This is a genomic window from Gluconobacter sp. Dm-62, from assembly GCF_018256155.1.
In the GTDB taxonomy this organism is placed as follows: domain Bacteria; phylum Pseudomonadota; class Alphaproteobacteria; order Acetobacterales; family Acetobacteraceae; genus Gluconobacter.
The window spans coordinates 1-17747 of record NZ_JAERLY010000013.1; the positions used below are offsets into that span (position 1 = coordinate 1).

The 17747-nt window shown below is 60.8% G+C and carries 18 protein-coding genes and 1 pseudogene; 5 read left to right on the forward strand and 14 right to left on the reverse strand.

The window, feature by feature from the left end; translation table 11 throughout:
* Window positions 1–123 precede the first annotated feature (123 nt).
* From JK202_RS11885 to JK202_RS11895, 3 genes are read right to left on the reverse strand one after another with little or no spacing between them, the layout of a single operon-like run.
* Entirely contained in the window at window positions 124–1092 is a 969-nt protein-coding gene (locus tag JK202_RS11885) for an SDR family NAD(P)-dependent oxidoreductase (RefSeq protein WP_211561320.1), read from the reverse strand.
* Between the two features lie 7 nt (window positions 1093–1099).
* Window positions 1100–1576, reverse strand: coding sequence for a DUF192 domain-containing protein (locus JK202_RS11890; RefSeq protein ID WP_211561321.1), 477 nt, complete (start codon window positions 1574–1576; stop codon window positions 1100–1102).
* 16 nt (window positions 1577–1592) lie between these two features.
* Complete coding sequence (locus JK202_RS11895) at window positions 1593–2243, reverse strand: MBL fold metallo-hydrolase (protein ID WP_211561322.1); 651 nt, start codon at window positions 2241–2243, stop codon at window positions 1593–1595.
* A 152-nt stretch (window positions 2244–2395) separates the two neighbouring features.
* Between JK202_RS11895 and JK202_RS11900 the strand changes: the two genes are divergently transcribed.
* Both JK202_RS11900 and JK202_RS11905 read left to right on the forward strand, forming a co-directional pair.
* Window positions 2396–2746 carry a RidA family protein gene (locus tag JK202_RS11900; RefSeq protein ID WP_211561323.1) on the forward strand — a complete coding sequence of 117 codons (351 nt, stop codon included), beginning with the start codon at window positions 2396–2398 and terminating at the stop codon, window positions 2744–2746.
* Window positions 2747–2918: 172 nt separating this feature from the next.
* Complete coding sequence (locus JK202_RS11905; RefSeq protein ID WP_211561328.1) at window positions 2919–3635, forward strand: CHAP domain-containing protein; 717 nt, start codon at window positions 2919–2921, stop codon at window positions 3633–3635.
* Between the two features lie 19 nt (window positions 3636–3654).
* Here the strand turns inward: JK202_RS11905 and JK202_RS11910 are convergent, their stop codons facing one another.
* The 7 genes from JK202_RS11910 to JK202_RS11940 form a co-directional block, all read right to left on the reverse strand.
* Entirely contained in the window at window positions 3655–4113 is a 459-nt protein-coding gene (locus JK202_RS11910) for a 23S rRNA (pseudouridine(1915)-N(3))-methyltransferase RlmH (protein WP_211561330.1), read from the reverse strand.
* Window positions 4114–4566 carry a ribosome silencing factor gene (gene rsfS, locus JK202_RS11915; protein ID WP_211561456.1) on the reverse strand — a complete coding sequence of 151 codons (453 nt, stop codon included), beginning with the start codon at window positions 4564–4566 and terminating at the stop codon, window positions 4114–4116.
* A 98-nt stretch (window positions 4567–4664) separates the two neighbouring features.
* On the reverse strand, window positions 4665–5252 hold the full coding sequence (locus tag JK202_RS11920; protein WP_249200027.1) for a nicotinate-nucleotide adenylyltransferase: 588 nt from the start codon (window positions 5250–5252) through the stop codon (window positions 4665–4667).
* A 32-nt stretch (window positions 5253–5284) separates the two neighbouring features.
* Window positions 5285–6553: a glutamate-5-semialdehyde dehydrogenase gene (locus JK202_RS11925; protein ID WP_211561333.1), complete on the reverse strand. Its 1269-nt coding sequence runs from the start codon at window positions 6551–6553 to the stop codon at window positions 5285–5287.
* Complete coding sequence (gene ychF / locus JK202_RS11930) at window positions 6546–7640, reverse strand: redox-regulated ATPase YchF (RefSeq protein WP_211561338.1); 1095 nt, start codon at window positions 7638–7640, stop codon at window positions 6546–6548. Before ychF ends, JK202_RS11925 begins: the two co-directional genes overlap by 8 nt.
* A gap of 259 nt (window positions 7641–7899) precedes the next feature.
* Window positions 7900–8469 carry an aminoacyl-tRNA hydrolase gene (gene pth / locus JK202_RS11935; RefSeq protein WP_211561340.1) on the reverse strand — a complete coding sequence of 190 codons (570 nt, stop codon included), beginning with the start codon at window positions 8467–8469 and terminating at the stop codon, window positions 7900–7902.
* Window positions 8470–8472: 3 nt separating this feature from the next.
* Window positions 8473–9129: a 50S ribosomal protein L25/general stress protein Ctc gene (locus JK202_RS11940; protein ID WP_211561349.1), complete on the reverse strand. Its 657-nt coding sequence runs from the start codon at window positions 9127–9129 to the stop codon at window positions 8473–8475.
* A gap of 184 nt (window positions 9130–9313) precedes the next feature.
* On the opposite strand from JK202_RS11940, the pseudogene JK202_RS11945 reads away from it, so the two are divergent.
* Window positions 9314–10624, forward strand: a pseudogene (locus JK202_RS11945) (MFS transporter).
* Between the two features lie 16 nt (window positions 10625–10640).
* Here JK202_RS11945 and JK202_RS11950 read toward each other — a convergent pair.
* Window positions 10641–11516: an SDR family oxidoreductase gene (locus tag JK202_RS11950; protein ID WP_211561350.1), complete on the reverse strand. Its 876-nt coding sequence runs from the start codon at window positions 11514–11516 to the stop codon at window positions 10641–10643.
* A gap of 211 nt (window positions 11517–11727) precedes the next feature.
* Here JK202_RS11950 and JK202_RS11955 point away from each other — a divergent pair, with 211 nt between their 5' ends.
* Together JK202_RS11955 and JK202_RS11960 are read left to right on the forward strand one after the other, a co-directional pair.
* Window positions 11728–13833 carry a catalase gene (locus JK202_RS11955; RefSeq protein ID WP_211561351.1) on the forward strand — a complete coding sequence of 702 codons (2106 nt, stop codon included), beginning with the start codon at window positions 11728–11730 and terminating at the stop codon, window positions 13831–13833.
* 131 nt (window positions 13834–13964) lie between these two features.
* Window positions 13965–15155: an acyltransferase gene (locus tag JK202_RS11960; protein ID WP_349291866.1), complete on the forward strand. Its 1191-nt coding sequence runs from the start codon at window positions 13965–13967 to the stop codon at window positions 15153–15155.
* Here the strand turns inward: JK202_RS11960 and pgeF are convergent.
* From pgeF to rfaD, 3 genes are read right to left on the reverse strand one after another with little or no spacing between them, the layout of a single operon-like run.
* The gene (gene pgeF, locus JK202_RS11965) at window positions 15113–15892 is read right to left on the reverse strand and encodes a peptidoglycan editing factor PgeF (protein ID WP_211561352.1); all 780 of its coding nucleotides are present in this window, start codon (window positions 15890–15892) and stop codon (window positions 15113–15115) included. The genes JK202_RS11960 and pgeF overlap by 43 nt on opposite strands.
* Complete coding sequence (gene lgt / locus JK202_RS11970; RefSeq protein ID WP_408872156.1) at window positions 15885–16691, reverse strand: prolipoprotein diacylglyceryl transferase; 807 nt, start codon at window positions 16689–16691, stop codon at window positions 15885–15887. The genes pgeF and lgt overlap by 8 nt, the downstream gene beginning before the upstream one ends.
* Before the next feature lie 26 nt (window positions 16692–16717).
* On the reverse strand, window positions 16718–17698 hold the full coding sequence (gene rfaD / locus JK202_RS11975; RefSeq protein WP_211561354.1) for an ADP-glyceromanno-heptose 6-epimerase: 981 nt from the start codon (window positions 17696–17698) through the stop codon (window positions 16718–16720).
* Between the last annotated feature and the right edge of the window lie 49 nt (window positions 17699–17747).

A 17747-nucleotide genomic window follows, 5' to 3' on the forward strand; every position in this document is an offset into this window, starting at 1 on the left:
CAAAGATCGTCGTCCCCGCCGCCCCAGAAGACCTCAGTAAGTGGCCCCCGCTGCGTCGGTGAACGGGCTTATACGGGCACCTCATGAGGGGGTCAACAGGAAAATTGCATTTTTGTGAAAAAATCAGATTCCGTGGAACTTCCTGAACCAGAGGCAGAACTCTTTCATGCCCTCCTCAAAGGACACTTCCGGTTGCCATCCGCAGAATTCCTTCACTTTTTCCAGAGAGGCCCAGGTGGATTCCATGTCAGCGACCGGTCTGGGGCGGCGTTCCACGACAGCCTTCTTTCCCAGATCCTGTTCAAGAAGCTCGATCATGCGGGTCACCCTTTCAGGTTTATCCCCTCCAAGATTAAACACTCTGGACAATCCCGCTTCCGGTGGTTTGACCAGAACCTTCTGCACGCCCCTGACGATGTCATCGACGTAAGTGAAGTCGCGGGAAAGGTTCTTCCCTTCATAAAGGGTGACCGGACGACCTTCCGAAATGGCTTTCGCGAACCCGTAATACGCCATGTCGGGTCGGCCCCATGGGCCATAGACAGTGAAAAACCGAAGCCCCGTCTGCGGGATACCGTACAGATACGCGTAGGATTCAGAGGTCAGTTCAGCAGCACGTTTGGTTGCGGCATAGACGGAGCTTGGATGCTCGACCCGATCCGTTTCCTGAAAAGGGACGCTCTGGTTGCGTCCATAGACTGACGATGAAGACGCATAGACGACATGCGTCAGCTTTTTCAGATGCCGGCACGCTTCCAGAAGGGCGACCTGCCCCATGACATTGGACGTGACATAAGAATAGGGATCGACCATCGAGTGCCGGACCCCGGCCTGAGCGGCAAGATGGACCACAGCCTCCAGATCGGAGTGGCGTTCGACAAGCGTCCGCATGGCCTCAGGACTGGACACATCCGTCTTCAGGAAGCTGAATTTCGGATGCAGCTCAAGTTGCTCCAGACGCGCCCGTTTCAGGGACGGATCATAATAGGCATTGAGCGTATCAACGCCCACAACGTCCATACCCTGCTTCAGAAGGGCTTCAGCGACATGAAACCCTATAAACCCGGCAACACCGGTAACCAGAACCTTCACAGGAGCATCAGTGCTTCAGGGCAGAGCTGGTTACAGTGTCACCCACCCGAATCCCGAGCTTTGCCGTAACGCCACCCGCGAGCTCAAGCGTATTGGCGACCACGCCATCACTGCGCAGGATCGCCTCGCTCAGAGGAACGGCGTTTTCCGCGATGGCGTGAATGTGGTTCGTGGAATCAATGAATACGATATCCAGCGGCACGAGCGTATTGCGCATCCACATGTCAGACACCTGAGGCGTTGCCCACATAAAGAGCATCCCCTCATTTTCCGGCAGATGCTTGCGGAACATTTCCCCGACTTCCTGCTGGCGGCAGGTCTTGGCCAGTTCGACGGTGAAGGCGTGCTTCTGACCGTCACGCGTCGTGATGGTCAGGGACTCGGTTGGCAGATGGGGCTGCGCCTGCGTGATCGGCTCCTCCGCTTTTGCAAGGCCGACACTCATTCCAAGCGCCGCTACCAGCGCACAGCATAAAACTCGCATGAGATGACTTTCAGGTTCAGGAAATCAGGAACGGGTTGGTCCGGCGCTCTTCGCCAATGGTCGTCGGCATTCCATGCCCACACAGGACCACGGTGTCGTCGGGCAGCGTCAGAAGATGTCTGCGAATACCGTCCACCAGTGCCTGTGCATCGCCATAGGCGAAATCGGTGCGGCCAACGGTTCCCCGGAACAGCGTATCGCCCGCCAGCACGCGGCGGTTGTCATGATCCACAAAAACAACGTGTCCAGGCGTGTGGCCCGGAACATGTGCCACATGCAGATCCTGTCCCAGCAGGTGCAGAACCTCGCCGTTTCCCACAAAGCGGTCCGGAGCAACATTCTCCATGCCGGGTATCCCGAAAGCGGCGGCCTGTTTCGTGATGCTCTGCAACAGGAACTCGTCCCGGCGATCCGGCCCCACAACAGGAACAGGCTGACCCTGCTGCTTTTCAAGGGCTCTCTTCAGGGCGGCAGCGCCACCGGCATGGTCCAGATGGCCGTGCGTCAGAAGAATGGCCTCGACTGTCAGGCCGCCCAGATGCTGAAGGATGTCTCCGACATCGCCGCCGGGATCGACCACAACGGCACGGCCCTCATCGTTCGAGAGAATGGTGCAGTTCTGCCGCAAAGGCGTTACCGGCACCCGCTTCGCATACAAAGGAGTCACAGCTCCCCCTTCCAGACGGTCCGTTCTGATGTGGCGATACAGGCTCAGCCCTTGCGCGACAAGTCAATCAAGGGTTTGACGCTCCCGGATCATTGACCCTCTTTCGCAGGAAGGTCACTCTCCCGGTTTCTCCATCCAGACGAGGTATCATCATGAGCCGCATCATCCGTACAAAACCCAACGTCATTCTTTCCAAGGCTGTCGAGTATCACGGCTTCATCTTCACACAGGGTGTCGTAGCCGCAGATCTTTCCAAAGGAATTGAGGAGCAGACCAAAAGCGTTCTCGATCAGCTGGACCAGATTCTCGAGGAGCACGGTACTGACAAGACGCGCATCCTGCAGGCACAGATCTGGGTGAAGGATATCGCAGACCGCACTGCTCTCAACACCATCTGGTCTGCATGGCTTCCTGAAAACGAAGCCCCGGCCCGCGCCTGCGTTCAGGCGGTTCTGGCAGACCCCAGAATTCTTGTGGAAATCATGCTCACCACAACGAAATAATCTGAATCGCACGATTATGGCGAGATTGCAGCAGACTGTGGTGTCAAAAAGATTTTCTTTAGAAATGAAAATTTAACACACAGACCTGCATTCTGCTCTTGTCAGGGTTGCAGGAAGGTTGTTACCTCCCTGTAACCCGAACAACACACAACCAATCAGGATCCTAAAGATCGTGAAGCATAAAAGTTGCCGGAAAAACTTTCTCTCTGCTCTGGCGCTTTCCGCTGTTGCGTTCTTTTCGGGGCATGCTCAGGCCCGTCACAGTTCGGGTCATCATGGACGGACGGTTTTTCACAGCCACCGTTCCACGGGCCATCATCATTCCTATGCTCACGTCATCCAGTGCGTCGCCTACGCCAAGACGGCTTCAGAGGTCGTTCTGCATGGCAACGCACGTGACTGGTGGTACAATGCTGCCGGCGTCTACGCCCGCGGCTCTGCACCGCAGTCTGGTTCGGTCCTGAACTTCCGCGCCATCCGTCGTATGCCGCTTGGCCACGTCGCTGTTGTGCGTTCGGTGGAAGACAGCCGCACGATCTATATTGACCAGTCGCACTGGGCTTCCAACGGCGTTGCACACAACGTGCGAGTCGTTGATGTCTCTCCCAATAACGACTGGAGCGCCGTCCGGGTCGCCCTCAATGATCGCAGTGGCCGGCTTGGCAGCATCTATCCGACATACGGCTTTATCTATCCTCATTCCGACAACGCGGACAGCAGTCCGGCCCCGCGTGTCGTCATGGCCCGCGCTTCGAAAGCCTCAGGCTTCCGTCACCGCGCAGTCCTGAGTGGATCAGACGCTCTGAGCCATCCGATGAGCAGCACCGAAGTCGCCGAAGCTCCGGACGATGCCTTTACCTCGGACGCTCCCGACCGTTCGATTCGCTGATAAAGCCTGACGACCGGGCTTAATCCGGTCGCGATTCCCTGTGATAGGGATGACCAGTATTGATGGCCTGCGCCCGAAAAACCTGCTCGGCAATCAAAACCCTGACCAGCATATGCGGCCAGGTTAGTTTCCCAAGGGAAATCACGGAATCAGCACGCTGGATTACGGTTGAATCCAGCCCCTCCGCACCACCAATCAGAAAATGAATGGGGCGCCCAGATTCCTGCCAGCGGGACAGCATCTCCGCTAGGCGCAGGCTGTCAGGCGTCTTACCGCCTTCGTCCAGCGCCACGATCAGGGCATTGTCAGGACAGGCCCCCAGCAGAGCCGCGGCATCCTTGCGCTTCTGCTCCTGGACGCTGCCTTTTGACGGCGCGAGTTCCGTCACCGTCAGGACGGGCCGGATCCGGCCCGCATAACGCTCGAACAGTTCGCGCTCCGGACCGGCTTTGAGCCGGCCGATTGCGACCAGTTTCATTCAGTCCTGCTCTTCACCCTGTCCGACAGCGACTTCATTTTCGCTGCCATCCAGATCCGTGCCCCACATCCGCTCAAGCCCGTAAAGCTCACGGCTTTCCGGCTTGAAGAGGTGAACGACAACGTCCCCAGCGTCGATCAGGACCCAGTCAGTGCCATTCGCACCTTCGATCAGGATGCGCTTGATGCCGATCTCATTGAGCTTCTTTTCAATGTGATGCGCCATCGCGGAGATCTGGCGGTCGGCGAGACCCGTCGCAATGACCATGCGATCAGCGAAGTTCGCGCGTCCGACCAGATCCAGCACAACGATGTCTTCACCCTTGTCTTCGTCCAGACTCGTGGTGATGACCGTCAGCATGCTGGTCAGAAGATCCGGCTGCATGGGTTCGCGCTTGACGGCCGTTTTCTTCGGTCCGGCAACAGCCGCCTTTTTACGAGCCGTTCCCGGCACCTTGGCAGCCTCGGCCAGTGCCGCATCGGGGGAGCTGGTTTTCCGGCGCACAGGCTTTTTGGCCTGCGATTCGGGAGAGGTCGTCTTGGTGATGGTTTTTACTCCTGATCGGACTCCGGACGAAACTGGCCGGACTCACGCAACGCTGTAGCCGATATATCGTTCTGCGGCGCAGAAAGGAACGTCCATGCGTCGCCTTTTCGCTCCGCAAGCACAGGAGATTCCCGGGAAGGCCGTCTCTGATGCCGCAAAACGGAGGCCGCAGCCCCCCGTAACGCAGGCGAAACGCTGCCCGGACGCGGGACGACGGCTATGGGAACCATCGCAGCCAACCGGCGCCAGCGCTTCCAGCGCGACAGCTGCGCCAGTCCATCCGCCCCCATCAGCCACACGAAATGCACATGCGGGAAACGCCGCTTCAGCAATCCAACGGTTTTTACGGTGAAACGCTGCCCAAGCCGCGATTCGATATCGGTTGCAACGATTCGCCGCCCATCCGCGATCCGCTCCGCAGAGGCAAGACGCACCCTGAACGGTGCCATGCTCCTGCTCGGCTTGAGCGGATTCCCCGGCGACACCATGAGCCACACCTGATCCAGCCGCAGAGCCCGCAAGGCGCGCCGTGCCACCATGAGGTGCCCCGCATGGGCCGGGTTGAACGAGCCACCCAGCAGACCGATCCGCATTTTCCGCCCGTCGCCGGACGTCGGGATGCTGGTCAGCCCCGCACCTGCCCGGTGCCGATTACTTCGTACCGGTAGCATGTCAGCTGCTCGAGCCCCACTGGACCACGCGCGTGCATCCGTCCTGTCGCAATGCCGATTTCCGCACCGAATCCGAACTCCGCACCGTCACAGAACTGCGTGGACGCATTCCACATCACGACCGCACTATCCGTCCCGTTGAGGAACGCAGCCGCGGCTTCAGGATCTTCGGCAATAATGGCCTCGGTATGCGAACTTCCGTGCCGTGCGATGTGATCCAGAGCGTCTTCCACCCCGTCCACAACGGCAATCGACAGGACGGCGTCCAGCCATTCCGTGCCGAAATCATCAGCCGAGGCCGCTTCAAGCGTCGGCACGATCGCACGCGCTCGGTCATCTGCCCGGAAGGCACATCCCTTCGCCGCCAGATCCTGAACCAGAAGCGGCAGCAGCGTCGGGGCAATCGCCGCATCGATCAGCAGCGTTTCCGTCGCACCGCAGATCCCGGTCCGGCGCATTTTCGCATCCAGCAGCACTTTCCGGGCCATGGCCGGATCAGCACTCGCATGGATGTAAGTGTGATTCAGGCCGTCCGCATGAGCGAGGACCGGAACGCGAGCTTCGCGCTGCACGCGCTCCACAAGGGACTTGCCGCCACGTGGAATGATCAGGTCGATCTTTCCCGAAGCCTGTAGCATGGCCCCGACCAGAGCCCGGTCCGCGGATGGCAGGATCTGCACGCAGGCCTCATCCAGCCCGGCGGCCCGCAATCCGTCTTCCATCGCCGTCTGGATGGCGCGGGCGGAATGGAGGCTTTCCCCGCCACCGCGCAAAATCACCGCATTGCCAGACTTGATGCACAAAGCAGCGGCATCAGCTCCAACATTCGGGCGGCTTTCATAGATCATGCCGATCACGCCAAGCGGCGTCGCCACCCGGCGGAAATGCAGCCCGTTCGGCCGGTCCCATTCCGCCAGAACACGCCCGACCGGGTCCGGCAGGCGCGACACGTCTTCCAGACCGCGCGCCATGGCCTCGACCCGCTCCGGCGTCAGCGTCAGGCGGTCCCGGAAAGCCGCGTTCCGATCTTCGGACAGCGCGTCCAGATCCTGCTGGTTGGCCGCGACGATCTCATCGCTGCGTGCCCGCAAGGCCTTCGCGGCCTCGGCCAGCGCATGGTTGCGGGTTTCCTCGCTGGCCCGCGCGAGACTCCGGCTGGCATGGCGGGCACGCTCCGCCAGACCCTCCAGAATCCGCGTGGCCTGGGAGGAGGCGTCAGACATTGAACCGGAACAGCAGGACGTCACCATCCTGCACCACGTATTCCTTGCCTTCGATCCGCAGCTTGCCGACTTCCTTGGCTCCGGCCTCGCCGTTGCAGGCCACGTAATCGTCGAACGCCACGGTTTCGCAGGCGATGAAGCCACGTTCGAAGTCGTTGTGAATGACAGCAGCGGCCTGAGGCGCCTTCGTGCCAGCCGTGATCGTCCAGGCGCGGGATTCTTTCGGACCAACCGTGAAATATGTCCGCAGGCCCAGAAGCTGGTAGCCCGCCGCGATCACACGATCCAGACCGCTATCCGTCAGGCCCAGCCCTTCAAGGAACTCCGTCCGATCTTCCTGCGGCAACTGGCTGACTTCGGCTTCGATCGCGGCAGACACCACGACGACACCCGCGCCTTCAGCTTCGGCGCGCTTGCGGACGGCTTCAGAGAATGCATTTCCTGTCGCGGCCGAGGCTTCCTCGACATTGCAGACATACAGAACCGGCTTCGTCGTCAGGAGTTGAAGACGTGATGCCTCTACTTCCTGCCCCTTCGCAACGGCGGTCCGTGCGGGCTTGCCCTCACGCAGGGCCACAAGCAGCGGCTCCAGGAGTTCAAGCTGCGCCTGTGCTTCGCGGTCGTTGCCCCGGGCGCGCTTCTGAAGGCCGATCTGGCGCTTTTCTAGGCTTTCCAGATCCGCCAGCATCAGTTCCGTTTCGATGATGTCCGCATCCCGGACCGGATCGACGCCACCTTCGACATGGGTGATGTCGTCATCTTCGAAGCAGCGCAGCACATGCACGATGGCATCGACTTCGCGGATATTGGCAAGGAACTGGTTTCCGAGACCTTCGCCCTTGGACGCGCCACGGACCAGACCGGCGATGTCCACGAATTCCAGGCTCGTCGGCACCTTGCGGATGGACTTGCCGATCCGCGCCAGTTCATCCAGCCGCGGATCCGGCACGGCCACGCGGCCCGTATTCGGCTCGATGGTGCAGAACGGGTAATTCGCAGCCTGTGCGGCCGCCGTTTCCGTCAGGGCATTGAACAGCGTGGACTTGCCGACATTGGGCAGACCAACAATGCCGCAATTGAAACCCATTCGTGCTCTCCATCATCATTGAAGACCGTTCAGACGCGAACGATCCGTTCCAGAAAAATCCGTTGCCCTGTGTTCGCAGAAACCGGAGAGGCTCACAACCACCTCCCCTCGCGAAAGCGGCTTTTCAGCCCACGATTCCCGCCAGATCCTGCAGAAGTCTATTCTTGAAAGCCTCAAAGGGTTCAGTGCGTTCTGATCACAACTTTCAGCGGCCTGACGGATATCGTTGCCCTGACCGGCCATTTCAGCCGCAACACAATCAGGCCGAAAGCAGAGCAACCTTCGTCATGAAGGCTTCGTGTTCTTTTTTCGCCAGCAGGGGGGCGGCATCGGCCATAGCCTCAAGCCATCGCTCCAGTTCCGGCTCTTCCGCCTTGGCAAAATTGCCCAGCACATGGCCCGTCACACGGTCCTTGTGCCCCGGATGGCCGATGCCCATCCGCACACGCCAGTAATCCGGGCTCGACAGGCACTTGTCCATAGAGCGCAGACCATTATGCCCCGCGGCACCGCCGCCGCGTTTAATACGCAGCTTGCCGAAAGCGAGGTCGAGTTCGTCGTGAAATGCGGTGATATCGTCCGGCGCGATCCTGAAGAACTGCGCGGCCTGCTGAACGCTGTCGCCTGACAGGTTCATATACGTCATCGGCTTGAGGAGCAGGATCTTCTGCCCCCCGATGACGCCTTCGGAGGTTTCCCCCCGGAAGCGCTTGCGCCACGGCGAAAAACCGTGGCGCCTGGCGATCTCGTCGACCGCCATGAAGCCGATGTTGTGTCGATGACGGCTCATCCCCGGCTCGGGGTTGCCGAGACCGGTCCAGAGCCTCATGACTTACTTCTTCTTTGCGCCGGGCTTTGCAGCGGCTTCAGCTTCAGCAGCGGCCTTGGCAGCAGCTTCGGCTTCCATTTCGGCATCGATCGTCGGTGCGGCGATGGACGCGATGACCATGTCCGTAGCCTGACCGCTGGCCAGAACGGCGCCTTCGGTGCCCTTGAGGTCTGTCCAGCGCACGTTGTCGTGGATGTCCAGGCCGCTCAGGTCTGCGGTGAAGTGCTCCGGAATGTTGGCCGGATCAGCCTGTACGTCGATGTAATGACGCACCACGTTCAGAACGCCGCCACGCTTGATGCCCGGGGATTTCTCTTCGCCAACGAAAGCGATGGAGATTTCAACGTGAATCTTCGTTCCGGCCGTAACGCGCTGGAAATCCACGTGGATCGGGGCATCGGTCACCGGGTGCAGCTGCACGTCACGGATCAGGACAGCAACCTCATCTGCACCTTCGGCAGCCAGGTTGTACACGCGCGAGGACCAGCCACCGCGATGCAGTTCCTTCATGATCACGCGCGGATCAAGTGCGATAATGGAGGGTTCTTCCTTGCCACCGTAAATTACGGCCGGCACGAGGCCCTCACGTCTCGTTGCGCGCGCTGCCCCCTTACCAGCCTTCGCGCGCGTCGAGACAGCAAGTGTCGTCAAATTAGCCACTGTTACGCTCCTGCGTATTGAATTTCGTCAACACAGACCTCCAGGGGTGCCTGTGCGAGGCGCGGAGTAGCGGAAAACCGCCATCGACACAACCATTTTCGGACTCAACCCCTCTGGACCAGCCCCATTGCGGACCGCTACGCTTGCGTTTCATTTCCACAGTTTCCGGCAGATCCCCCACCCGATGAGCATCGCCGCCCGCATCGAATGCCTGCCCTTTACCCGCTTTCACTGGAAACTGCTGTTCCTCGGCGGGCTGGGCTACACGTTTGACGGGCTCGATTCCGCCATCGTCGCCTTTGCGCTCCCGATGCTCAAAAGCCAGTGGCACCTCGATGGCCCGGCTCTGGGTCTGCTGGGAAGTGCGACCTATCTCGGCTACGGGCTGGTGGGGGGACCGCTCGGGGCGGCGGCGCGTCATGATGAGCGCACTGGCCATTTACGCCATCGGTTCCCTGCTTTCGGCCGGATCGTCTTCCTTCACCGGCTTTTTCCTTTGCCGCCTCCTGTCGGGCATCGGGGCGGGGCGGAAGCCACGATCATCGCACCCTATCTCAGCGAGTTCGTGGGCGCCCGTTATCGGGGCGCGTTCACCGCCGCCCTCACGGGGTTCTATTCCTTTGGCTATGTCACGGCGGCCATCCTCGGCTTCATGCTCGTCCCCGCCATGCCGGATGGCTGGCGGTGGGCGCTGGCGCTGACGGGGTTTCCCGTCTTGATGCTGCTGTGGTGGCGCCGCGCCCTGCCCGAATCCCCGCGCTGGCTTGATGAGCGCGGACACACGGCCGAGGCCTGCCGCATCGTCGGTGACATCGAGGAAAGCGCGGGCCTTGCCGTGGGTCTCACCACCACGACCGATCGTGGCGCGCCTTCCCTGCGTCCGGTCCGGGATCTTTTCGCGCCCGGTCTGCGCCGTTCCACATTTATGAGCTGGGCCATGTGGCTCGCCATCACCTTCAGCTTCTACGCGTTCTTCACCTGGATCCCGACCCTGATGATCGAGCGTGGCATGACCGTCACCCGCAGCTTCGGCTACGCCATCTCGATCTATTTCGCTCAGCTTCCCGGCTATGCCTCAGCCGCGTTCCTCACCGACCGGCTGGGACGCCGGGGGACGGTGGCGTTGTTCATGGTTGCGGGTGCTCTCAGCGCCATCGGCATGGCCGCGAGCCAGACGCCTACCGAAGTCCTGATCTTTGGCATCCTGCTTTCCTTTTTCATGAACGGCACTTTCGGCGGCATTTACGCCTATACGCCCGAGCTTTTCCCGACAGCCCTGCGCGCCCGGGGCATGGGGCTGGCCTCCGCCATTGCGCGTCTGGGGGCCATTGCCTCGCCCGTGCTGATCGGCTGGCTCTATCCGCTCACCGGTTTCCCCGGCGTTTTCGGCCTGACAACCCTGATCCTGCTTTCGGGGGCAGCGATTACGCTGGTCTTCGGCCCCAGAACGGAAAAACGCCCGCTCGATGACGAGCAGGCGTTCGCGCAGACCTGAATCCGGGAAGTGCGCTTCAGATCATCGGTACGCCACCATTGACCGCCAGAAGCGCGCCTGTGGTGTAGCTGTTGAGCGGATCGGCGAAATAGACATAAGCGCCTGCCAGTTCGGCTGGCTGCCCCGGACGGCCCAGCGGCACATCCACGCCCAGATGTTCCTGCTCCTCTTCGGGCATGCCGGTTGCGATGAACGGCGTCCAGATCGGGCCGGGCATCACGGCATTAACGCGAATTCCCCGCCCCGCGAGCTGCTGCGCCATGCTGGACGTGAAATTCGCAATCGCCGCCTTCGTCATGGAATACGGCACCAGCAGTTCCGGAGCCGTCTTCAGATTGACCGAAGACGTATTGATAATGGACGCCCCGGCCTGAAGATGTGGCAGGGCGGCCTTCGTCAGATGGAACAGAGCATCCGTATTCGTGGAGAAATGGCGCTTCCATTCCTCATCGGAGATTTCTTCCAGCTTTGCACGTGCTTTCTGAAAGGCCGCGTTGTTCACCAGAATATCCAGCTTACCGAACGCTTCGACGGTCTTGCGGATCATGTCCCGGCAATGCGCGGCTTCACGGATATCGCCCGGCAGCAGTAGGCATGACCGGCCTTCAGCCTCGATCTGTGCTGCGATCTCGCGCGCGTCGTCGGTTTCCGTCTCCAGATAGGAGATCGCGACATCCGCCCCTTCCCGGGCAAACGCCAGTGCGGCCGCCCGCCCGATCCCGGAATCCCCGCCTGTGATCAGCGCTGCCAGCCCCGCCAGCTTTCCGGAACCCTTATAGGTCTCCTCGCCATAATCGGGCTTTGGGACCATCTTTTCCGAAAGACCGGGGAATTTCTGCGTCTGGCCTTTGAAAGGCGGGCGCGGATAGCAGGTACGCGGATCAGCAGGCATGGAAACACTCCTGTGTCTTCATAGAACAGAGTTCCTGCCCTAACGGCCCGTCTTCCTGACAGGTTCAGAAAATTTCCCGGATTTATTTCAGGAACACTTGCCCCTGACAGCGCTTTATCAGGATCACGGCCTTTCCGGTGGGAGAGGCAACTTCGTCATCCAGACTTTCTCAAGCCCCGTACTTCCGGGCCCACAGGCAGAGGCGCATTTCATGAGCACGGACAAACGCACGACCGTCACCATTGGCGATCAAACTTTCGAGCGCGGCCCCCAGGGCACCACCCATCAGGTCGCCTCCGGTGACACCCCGACGCTGACCACCCAGCAGGGCGTTCCCGTCTCGGACGACCAGAATACCGAGAAAGCCGGTGCGCGCGGCCCGGCCCTTCTGGAAGACTTTCATTTTCGCGAGAAGATCTTCCATTTCGATCACGAGCGTATCCCCGAACGCGTGGTCCACGCCCGGGGCTATGGCGCACATGGTTTCTTCGAACTGACGGATTCCCTTGCCGATTACACGACCGCCAGCGTTCTGGGGAAAATCGGCAAGCGCGTCCCTGCTTTCGTGCGCTTTTCGACTGTTGCCGGCGGCCGGGGCTCGTTCGATCTGGCCCGTGACGTGCGCGGTTTCGCCGTGAAGCTCTATACCGAGGAAGGCAACTGGGACCTTGTCGGCAACAACATGCCCGTCTTTTTCATCCAGGACGCCATCAAGTTCCCGGACATGGTGCATGCCGTGAAGGAAGAGCCGGACAGCGGCTTTCCGCAGGCCCAGTCCGCCCATGACAATTTCTGGGACTTCGCGTCGCTCTCCCCCGAGACCGTCCACATGCTCATGTGGATCATGTCCGACCGTGCCATTCCGCGTTCCTTCCGCTTCATGGAAGGCTTTGGCGTCCACACCTTCCGCCTCGTCAACGCCGAGGGGAAATCCACCTATGTGAAGTTCCACTGGAAGCCGAAGCAGGGTTTGCAGTCCGTCGTGTGGAACGAAGCGGTCAAGATCAACGGTGCCGATCCGGACTTCCATCGCCGTGACCTGTGGGAATCCATCAATTCCGGCGATTTCCCTGAATGGGAACTGGGCGTACAGCTCTTCGATGACGACTTCGCCGACAAGTTCGATTTCGACATTCTGGACGCAACCAAGCTGATCCCGGAAGAACTCGTTCCTGTCCGCCGCATTGGTCGTCTCGTGCTGAACCGCACAGTGGACAATTTCTTCGCCGAGACCGAGCAGGTCGCGTTCTGCACCCAGAACGTCGTGCCGGGCATTGCCTTCACCAACGATCCGCTTCTGCAGGGCCGGAACTTCTCGTATCTGGACACCCAGACAAAGCGCCTCGGCGGCCCGAACTTCACGCATATCCCCATAAATGCGCCGAAATGCCCGTTCCATAACTTCCAGCAAGACGGCCACATGGCCATGCACAACCCGAAAGGGCGTGCAAACTACGAACCCAATTCCTGGGGTCTGGGGCCACGTGAAAACCCACAGACCGGCTATAAGCCTTATGCGGAAGAGCTGAACGGTCGCAAAACCCGTGAACGCGGGGAGCTGTTTGCCGATCATTACAGTCAGGCCCGGCAGTTCTATGCCAGCCAGACCCCGACCGAGCAAACGCATATCAAGAACGCCTTCGTGTTCGAGCTCAGCAAGTGCCTCACACCGGCCATCCGTGCCCGTGTTGTGGCCCATCTACTGAATGTGGATGAGACGCTCGCCAAGGGGGTGGCCGAAGGGCTGCGTCTGGAGAAAATGCCTGCCGCCGCCCCGGCTGCGCGCACGCCACTGAGTGGTCTGGCCGGTTCGGACCCGCTTAGCATCCTCAAAAACGGTCCGAAAACCTTCAAGGGCCGCAAGCTGGGCGTGCTGGTTACCGACGGGACGGATGCGGAACTGCTCGCCGCCCTGATGAAAGCTGCCGAAGCGGAAGGTACGAACGTCGAACTGGTCGCGCCCGCTGTTGGTGGCGTGAAAACCACGGATGGCAAGCTCGTCCCGGCGGGTCAGAAGATCGTTGGCGCACCCTCGGTCCTGTACGATGCGGTCGTTCTGCTGCCGTCCGCAGCCGGGGCGAAGCTCCTGACCGGCGAGGCCACCGCGCGGGACTTCGTGGCTGACGCCTTCGCCCATGCAAAGTTCATCGGCTACGGCCCGGACGCCAAACCCCTTCTCGCGAAGGGCGGCATTACGCCGGAAGACATGGATGAGGGCATCGTCGCCCTTAAAGATCCCGCTGACTTACAGGCCTTCATCACGACATGCCGCAGCCTGCGCTTCTGGGACCGGGAAGCCAGAACCCACGCTGTTTGAGACAAAAAAGGGCCGGAGATACTCTTCCGGCCCTTTTTCAGACCTGCCCTCACCCGCGCCGCATTCCGAACGGAATGATGCCTGATTTCCATTACAGAAGCGTTCCGCTTTTGCAGGATGGGATTTACAGGGTGCAGACAACGACAGGCGCGCAACGCAATCCGGGGATCGACTTGTTCAGAGGGCTGTCGATCATCCTTGTCGTCACCCATCACCTCGCTTTGCGCATTCCCCTGATGCAGACCGGTCTTTCCGCAGTCTTCCCCGCTCGCCTGCTGAAGGCCCTGACCTGGGATGGCCCGACGGGCGTGAAGATCTTCTTCGTGATTTCAGGCTTTCTGATCACCGATCACACACTGCGCCGCTGGGGCAGCCTAAGCGGCATCAACGTCTTCGCGTTCTCAGCACGCCGGGCCTGCCGCATCCTGCCCTGTCTGCTGGTACTGCTCGGGATTCTCGCGGTTCTCAACCTCGCAGGCGTGCCGGACTTCCTGTTCCATCATGATAACCAGACGCTGCCCGGCGCCCTCTTCGCAGCATTGTTCATGCATCTGAACCTTTACGAAGCCCGGACGAACTATCTTCCCGCCAACTGGGATGTGCTGTGGTCCCTTTCGGTCGAGGAGCTGTTTTATGTGGCCTTCCCGATCTTCTGCTTTCTGAGCGGACGCATCCCGAAAATGATCGGCTCCAGACTGCTCACTTTCGTCTTTGCGCTGCTCGCCCTCTCCATCCCTTTCGTGGAATGGCAGATCCGGAACGCATCGGAGATCTGGCAGGACGAAGCCTATGGACCGGGCATGTCGGCCATTGCCATGGGTGTCTGCGCGGCCCTGCTGGCGCACCGGCTGACACCGGCCCTTTACGCAATACTCACGCCCTGGCTCGGCTGGATCGGAGCCTTTGGGGTGGGCTTCTCCCTGATCGACACGCCTGTTCTGTGGGCAACCCTTGGCTATGGCGCGTTTCTGTTCCTCACAGCCTCCTGCGCGGCGCTGATCCTCGCTTTTTACAACGGATGGGGCAAGGTCACCGCAAGCCGGTTTCTGGCATGGCCCCGTCACTGGGGGCGGCTGAGCTATGAAATCTACCTCAGCCACATGTTCGTCGTTATGCCGATGGTCCATCTGTTCAGGGCCACCGGAGAAAACTGGACGTTCGGCTGGGTCTGGTTCATCCCGACCCTTGGCCTGTCCTTCTGCCTCGGCACCCTCGTGGACCGCTTTCTCTCACGCCCCGCCGATCGCTGGCTGCTCGAAAAATCCGGCCTCCGCCGTCCTCAGCCCAGCGGGGAGGCCAGCGGGCGGATCGCCGAGATCTGATGCCCGATATGCCCGCCACCTGCGAGCGTGCGGCGGCGGTGACTGAAGAACCGGAGGTCCGTCAGGGTATCAACGCCAAGGATCTGCACGGTCCGGACCCCGGCCTGCTCCAGTCGGAAGCCGCAATAGCCCGGCAGATCGAACAGGAAATGCCCTTCGCGCGGCGCTGAACGGAAGAAGTTCTCCCCCGCTGCGCCCCTGGCGAGAACCGCATCACGCATGTCCGGGCCGACTTCATAGCTCGCCGGTGAAATGCACGGCCCAACAACGGCGCTGATCCCCGTCGCCCCCAGCGCGACCATCTGCGCAACAACAGATTCCAGAATCCCGCCCACAGCCCCGCGCCAGCCAGCATGGGCCGCCCCGACAATCCGTCCGTCATCGGACGACAGCAGCACGGGACCGCAATCCGCCGTAATGACGCCCACACCAATCTCCGGGCAGTCCGTCACCAGCGCATCGCCTGACTGCCCGGTCCTGGCCATCCAGAGCGGCGTTTCAGCCGTCACAGGCACGGTGATGTCGCTATGCGTCTGCTTCAGACCGAGCAGATGTTTCGGTTCCACCTCGATCGCAAGCGCCACCCGGGCGCGGTTCTCGGCGATATTCGCCGGGTCATCCTGCGAGGAGAGCGAACAGTTCAGACTGTCATAGGGAGCCGGCGAGACGCCCCCGAGCCGCGTAAAAAATCCATGCGGTACCTTGAGAACCGATCCCGTCAGCACAGCCTCAGACATGCGCCGAAACCTGAGCGGGACGGCGCATCGCGTAAACCATGAGCCCCATCCCCGCGAGCGCCATCGGAATGCACAGCAACTGCCCCATCGTCGTGCCACCGGACAGGAAACCGATATTCGCATCAGGCTGGCGGAAGAACTCGCAGAAACTCCGGGCACAGGCGTAGCCGAACAGGAACAGCCCGGAGAGGAACCCGAACCGCTCACGCGCCGCCGGACGGCTGGCCGCAAACAGCATCACACACAACAGCAGGACACCCTCGGTCAGGGCTTCATAAAGCTCGGACGGATGACGCGGGATCGGGCCACCCGTCGGGAAAATCATCGCCCAGGGCAGATCCGGAGACGCCGGGCGCCCCCAGAGTTCACCGTTCACGAAATTTGCACAGCGCCCAAGCCCAAGTCCGATCGGCACGACAGGCACGATCCGGTCCGCAAAGGCCAGAAAGCTCAGACGGTTCTTCCAGCTGAAATAGGCCAGCGCCAGAATGACGCCCAGCGCCCCACCATGGAACGACATCCCGCCATCCCAGGTTTTGAATATCTCCAGCGGGTGCGACAGGTAATCCATCGGTCGGTAAAACAGCACGTAACCCAGCCGTCCCCCAAGAAGCACGCCGAGAATGGCATAGAACAGGAAGTCATCGACCTGTTCTTTGGTCGCCACTTCCGGCGCCAGACGGTTCAGCCGCTTCGCAATCGGCAGAGCGATGATGAACGACACCATATAGGCGAGCGCATACCAGCGCACCGATAGCGGACCGATATGAAAGGCAACCGGGTCAAAGTCCGGAAAGATCAGGGGATGGCTCAAAACAGCGGCTCTCAGAGATTGGGTTGGGGCCGGGAAAGATACTCGCGCACATACTGCCCGATTCCGTCTTCAAGAGACGTAAACGACGCATCATACCCCGCAGCGCGCAGACGGCTCATATCCGCACAAGTGAAGGACTGGTACTGCCCGCGCAGCTTCTCCGGCATGTCTACGAATTCGACATCCCGCGCCCGCTTCGCAGCGTCACAGACCGCATGCGCCAGATCAAGATAACTCCGCGCCACGCCGGTTCCGCAGTTGAACAGTCCGCTGACCTGAGGGTGATCGAACAGCCAGAGCATGACGTTCACCACATCCCCGACCCAGATGAAGTCCCGCTGCTGCTGCCCGTCGGCAAGCCCCGGCACATCCGAACGGAACAGGCGCGCCGCACGATCCTGCACGACCTCGTCATACTTGACCTTCACCACGGAGATCATCGATCCCTTGTGGTATTCGTTCGGCCCATAAACATTGAAAAACTTGAGCCCCGCCCATTGCGGAGGCACCGGCGCGCCAGACTCGATTTCCCGCTTCACCCACAGATCGAACGCCTGCTTCGACCAGCCATAAAGGTTCAGCGGCCGCAGTCCGTCGATGCTGTCCAGCCCATCACGGAACATCTCCGGCCGATCTGCCGCCCCATAGGTCGCAGCCGACGACGCATAGATCATCCGCACGCCCCGCGCCGCGCACCACCGCCACAGGGTCTGCGACAAATCCACGTTGCTCGACCAGACAAGGTCTCCGTCCCGCGCCGTGGTGGCGCTGATCGCCCCCATATGGAACACGGCTTCGACATCCGGGTCCGCCGCAAGGAAACCTTCAAGCGCGTCAGGCGTGATGATGCGGTCCGGCGCATGGGACGCCAGGTTGCGCCACTTCACCCCATCCCTGAGCCGGTCAACCACAACCGTCCGCAGGCCCCGGCGACGCAGGGCTGCATGAAGGCACGAACCAATGAATCCGGCGCCGCCGGTGACGATAATCATCCTTCCTGTATAGTCTGCCCCCGATAACGATCCAAGCGACGCGCCCGAC

Coding starts and splice junctions, on each gene's coding strand:
- pth (WP_211561340.1), bottom strand. CDS start 8,469: ATGAGGCTCTGGACCGGTCTCGGCAACCCCGAGCCGGGGATGAGCCGT.
- JK202_RS11910 (WP_211561330.1), bottom strand. CDS start 4,113: ATGAAACTGGTCGCAATCGGCCGGCTCAAAGCCGGTCCGGAGCGCGAA.
- rfaD (WP_211561354.1), bottom strand. CDS start 17,698: ATGATTATCGTCACCGGCGGCGCCGGATTCATTGGTTCGTGCCTTCAT.
- JK202_RS11950 (WP_211561350.1), bottom strand. CDS start 11,516: ATGCCTGCTGATCCGCGTACCTGCTATCCGCGCCCGCCTTTCAAAGGC.
- JK202_RS11925 (WP_211561333.1), bottom strand. CDS start 6,553: ATGTCTGACGCCTCCTCCCAGGCCACGCGGATTCTGGAGGGTCTGGCG.
- JK202_RS11955 (WP_211561351.1), top strand. CDS start 11,728: ATGAGCACGGACAAACGCACGACCGTCACCATTGGCGATCAAACTTTC.
- JK202_RS11900 (WP_211561323.1), top strand. CDS start 2,396: ATGAGCCGCATCATCCGTACAAAACCCAACGTCATTCTTTCCAAGGCT.
- JK202_RS11890 (WP_211561321.1), bottom strand. CDS start 1,576: ATGCGAGTTTTATGCTGTGCGCTGGTAGCGGCGCTTGGAATGAGTGTC.
- pgeF (WP_211561352.1), bottom strand. CDS start 15,892: ATGTCTGAGGCTGTGCTGACGGGATCGGTTCTCAAGGTACCGCATGGA.
- ychF (WP_211561338.1), bottom strand. CDS start 7,640: ATGGGTTTCAATTGCGGCATTGTTGGTCTGCCCAATGTCGGCAAGTCC.
- JK202_RS11920 (WP_249200027.1), bottom strand. CDS start 5,252: ATGCGGATCGGTCTGCTGGGTGGCTCGTTCAACCCGGCCCATGCGGGG.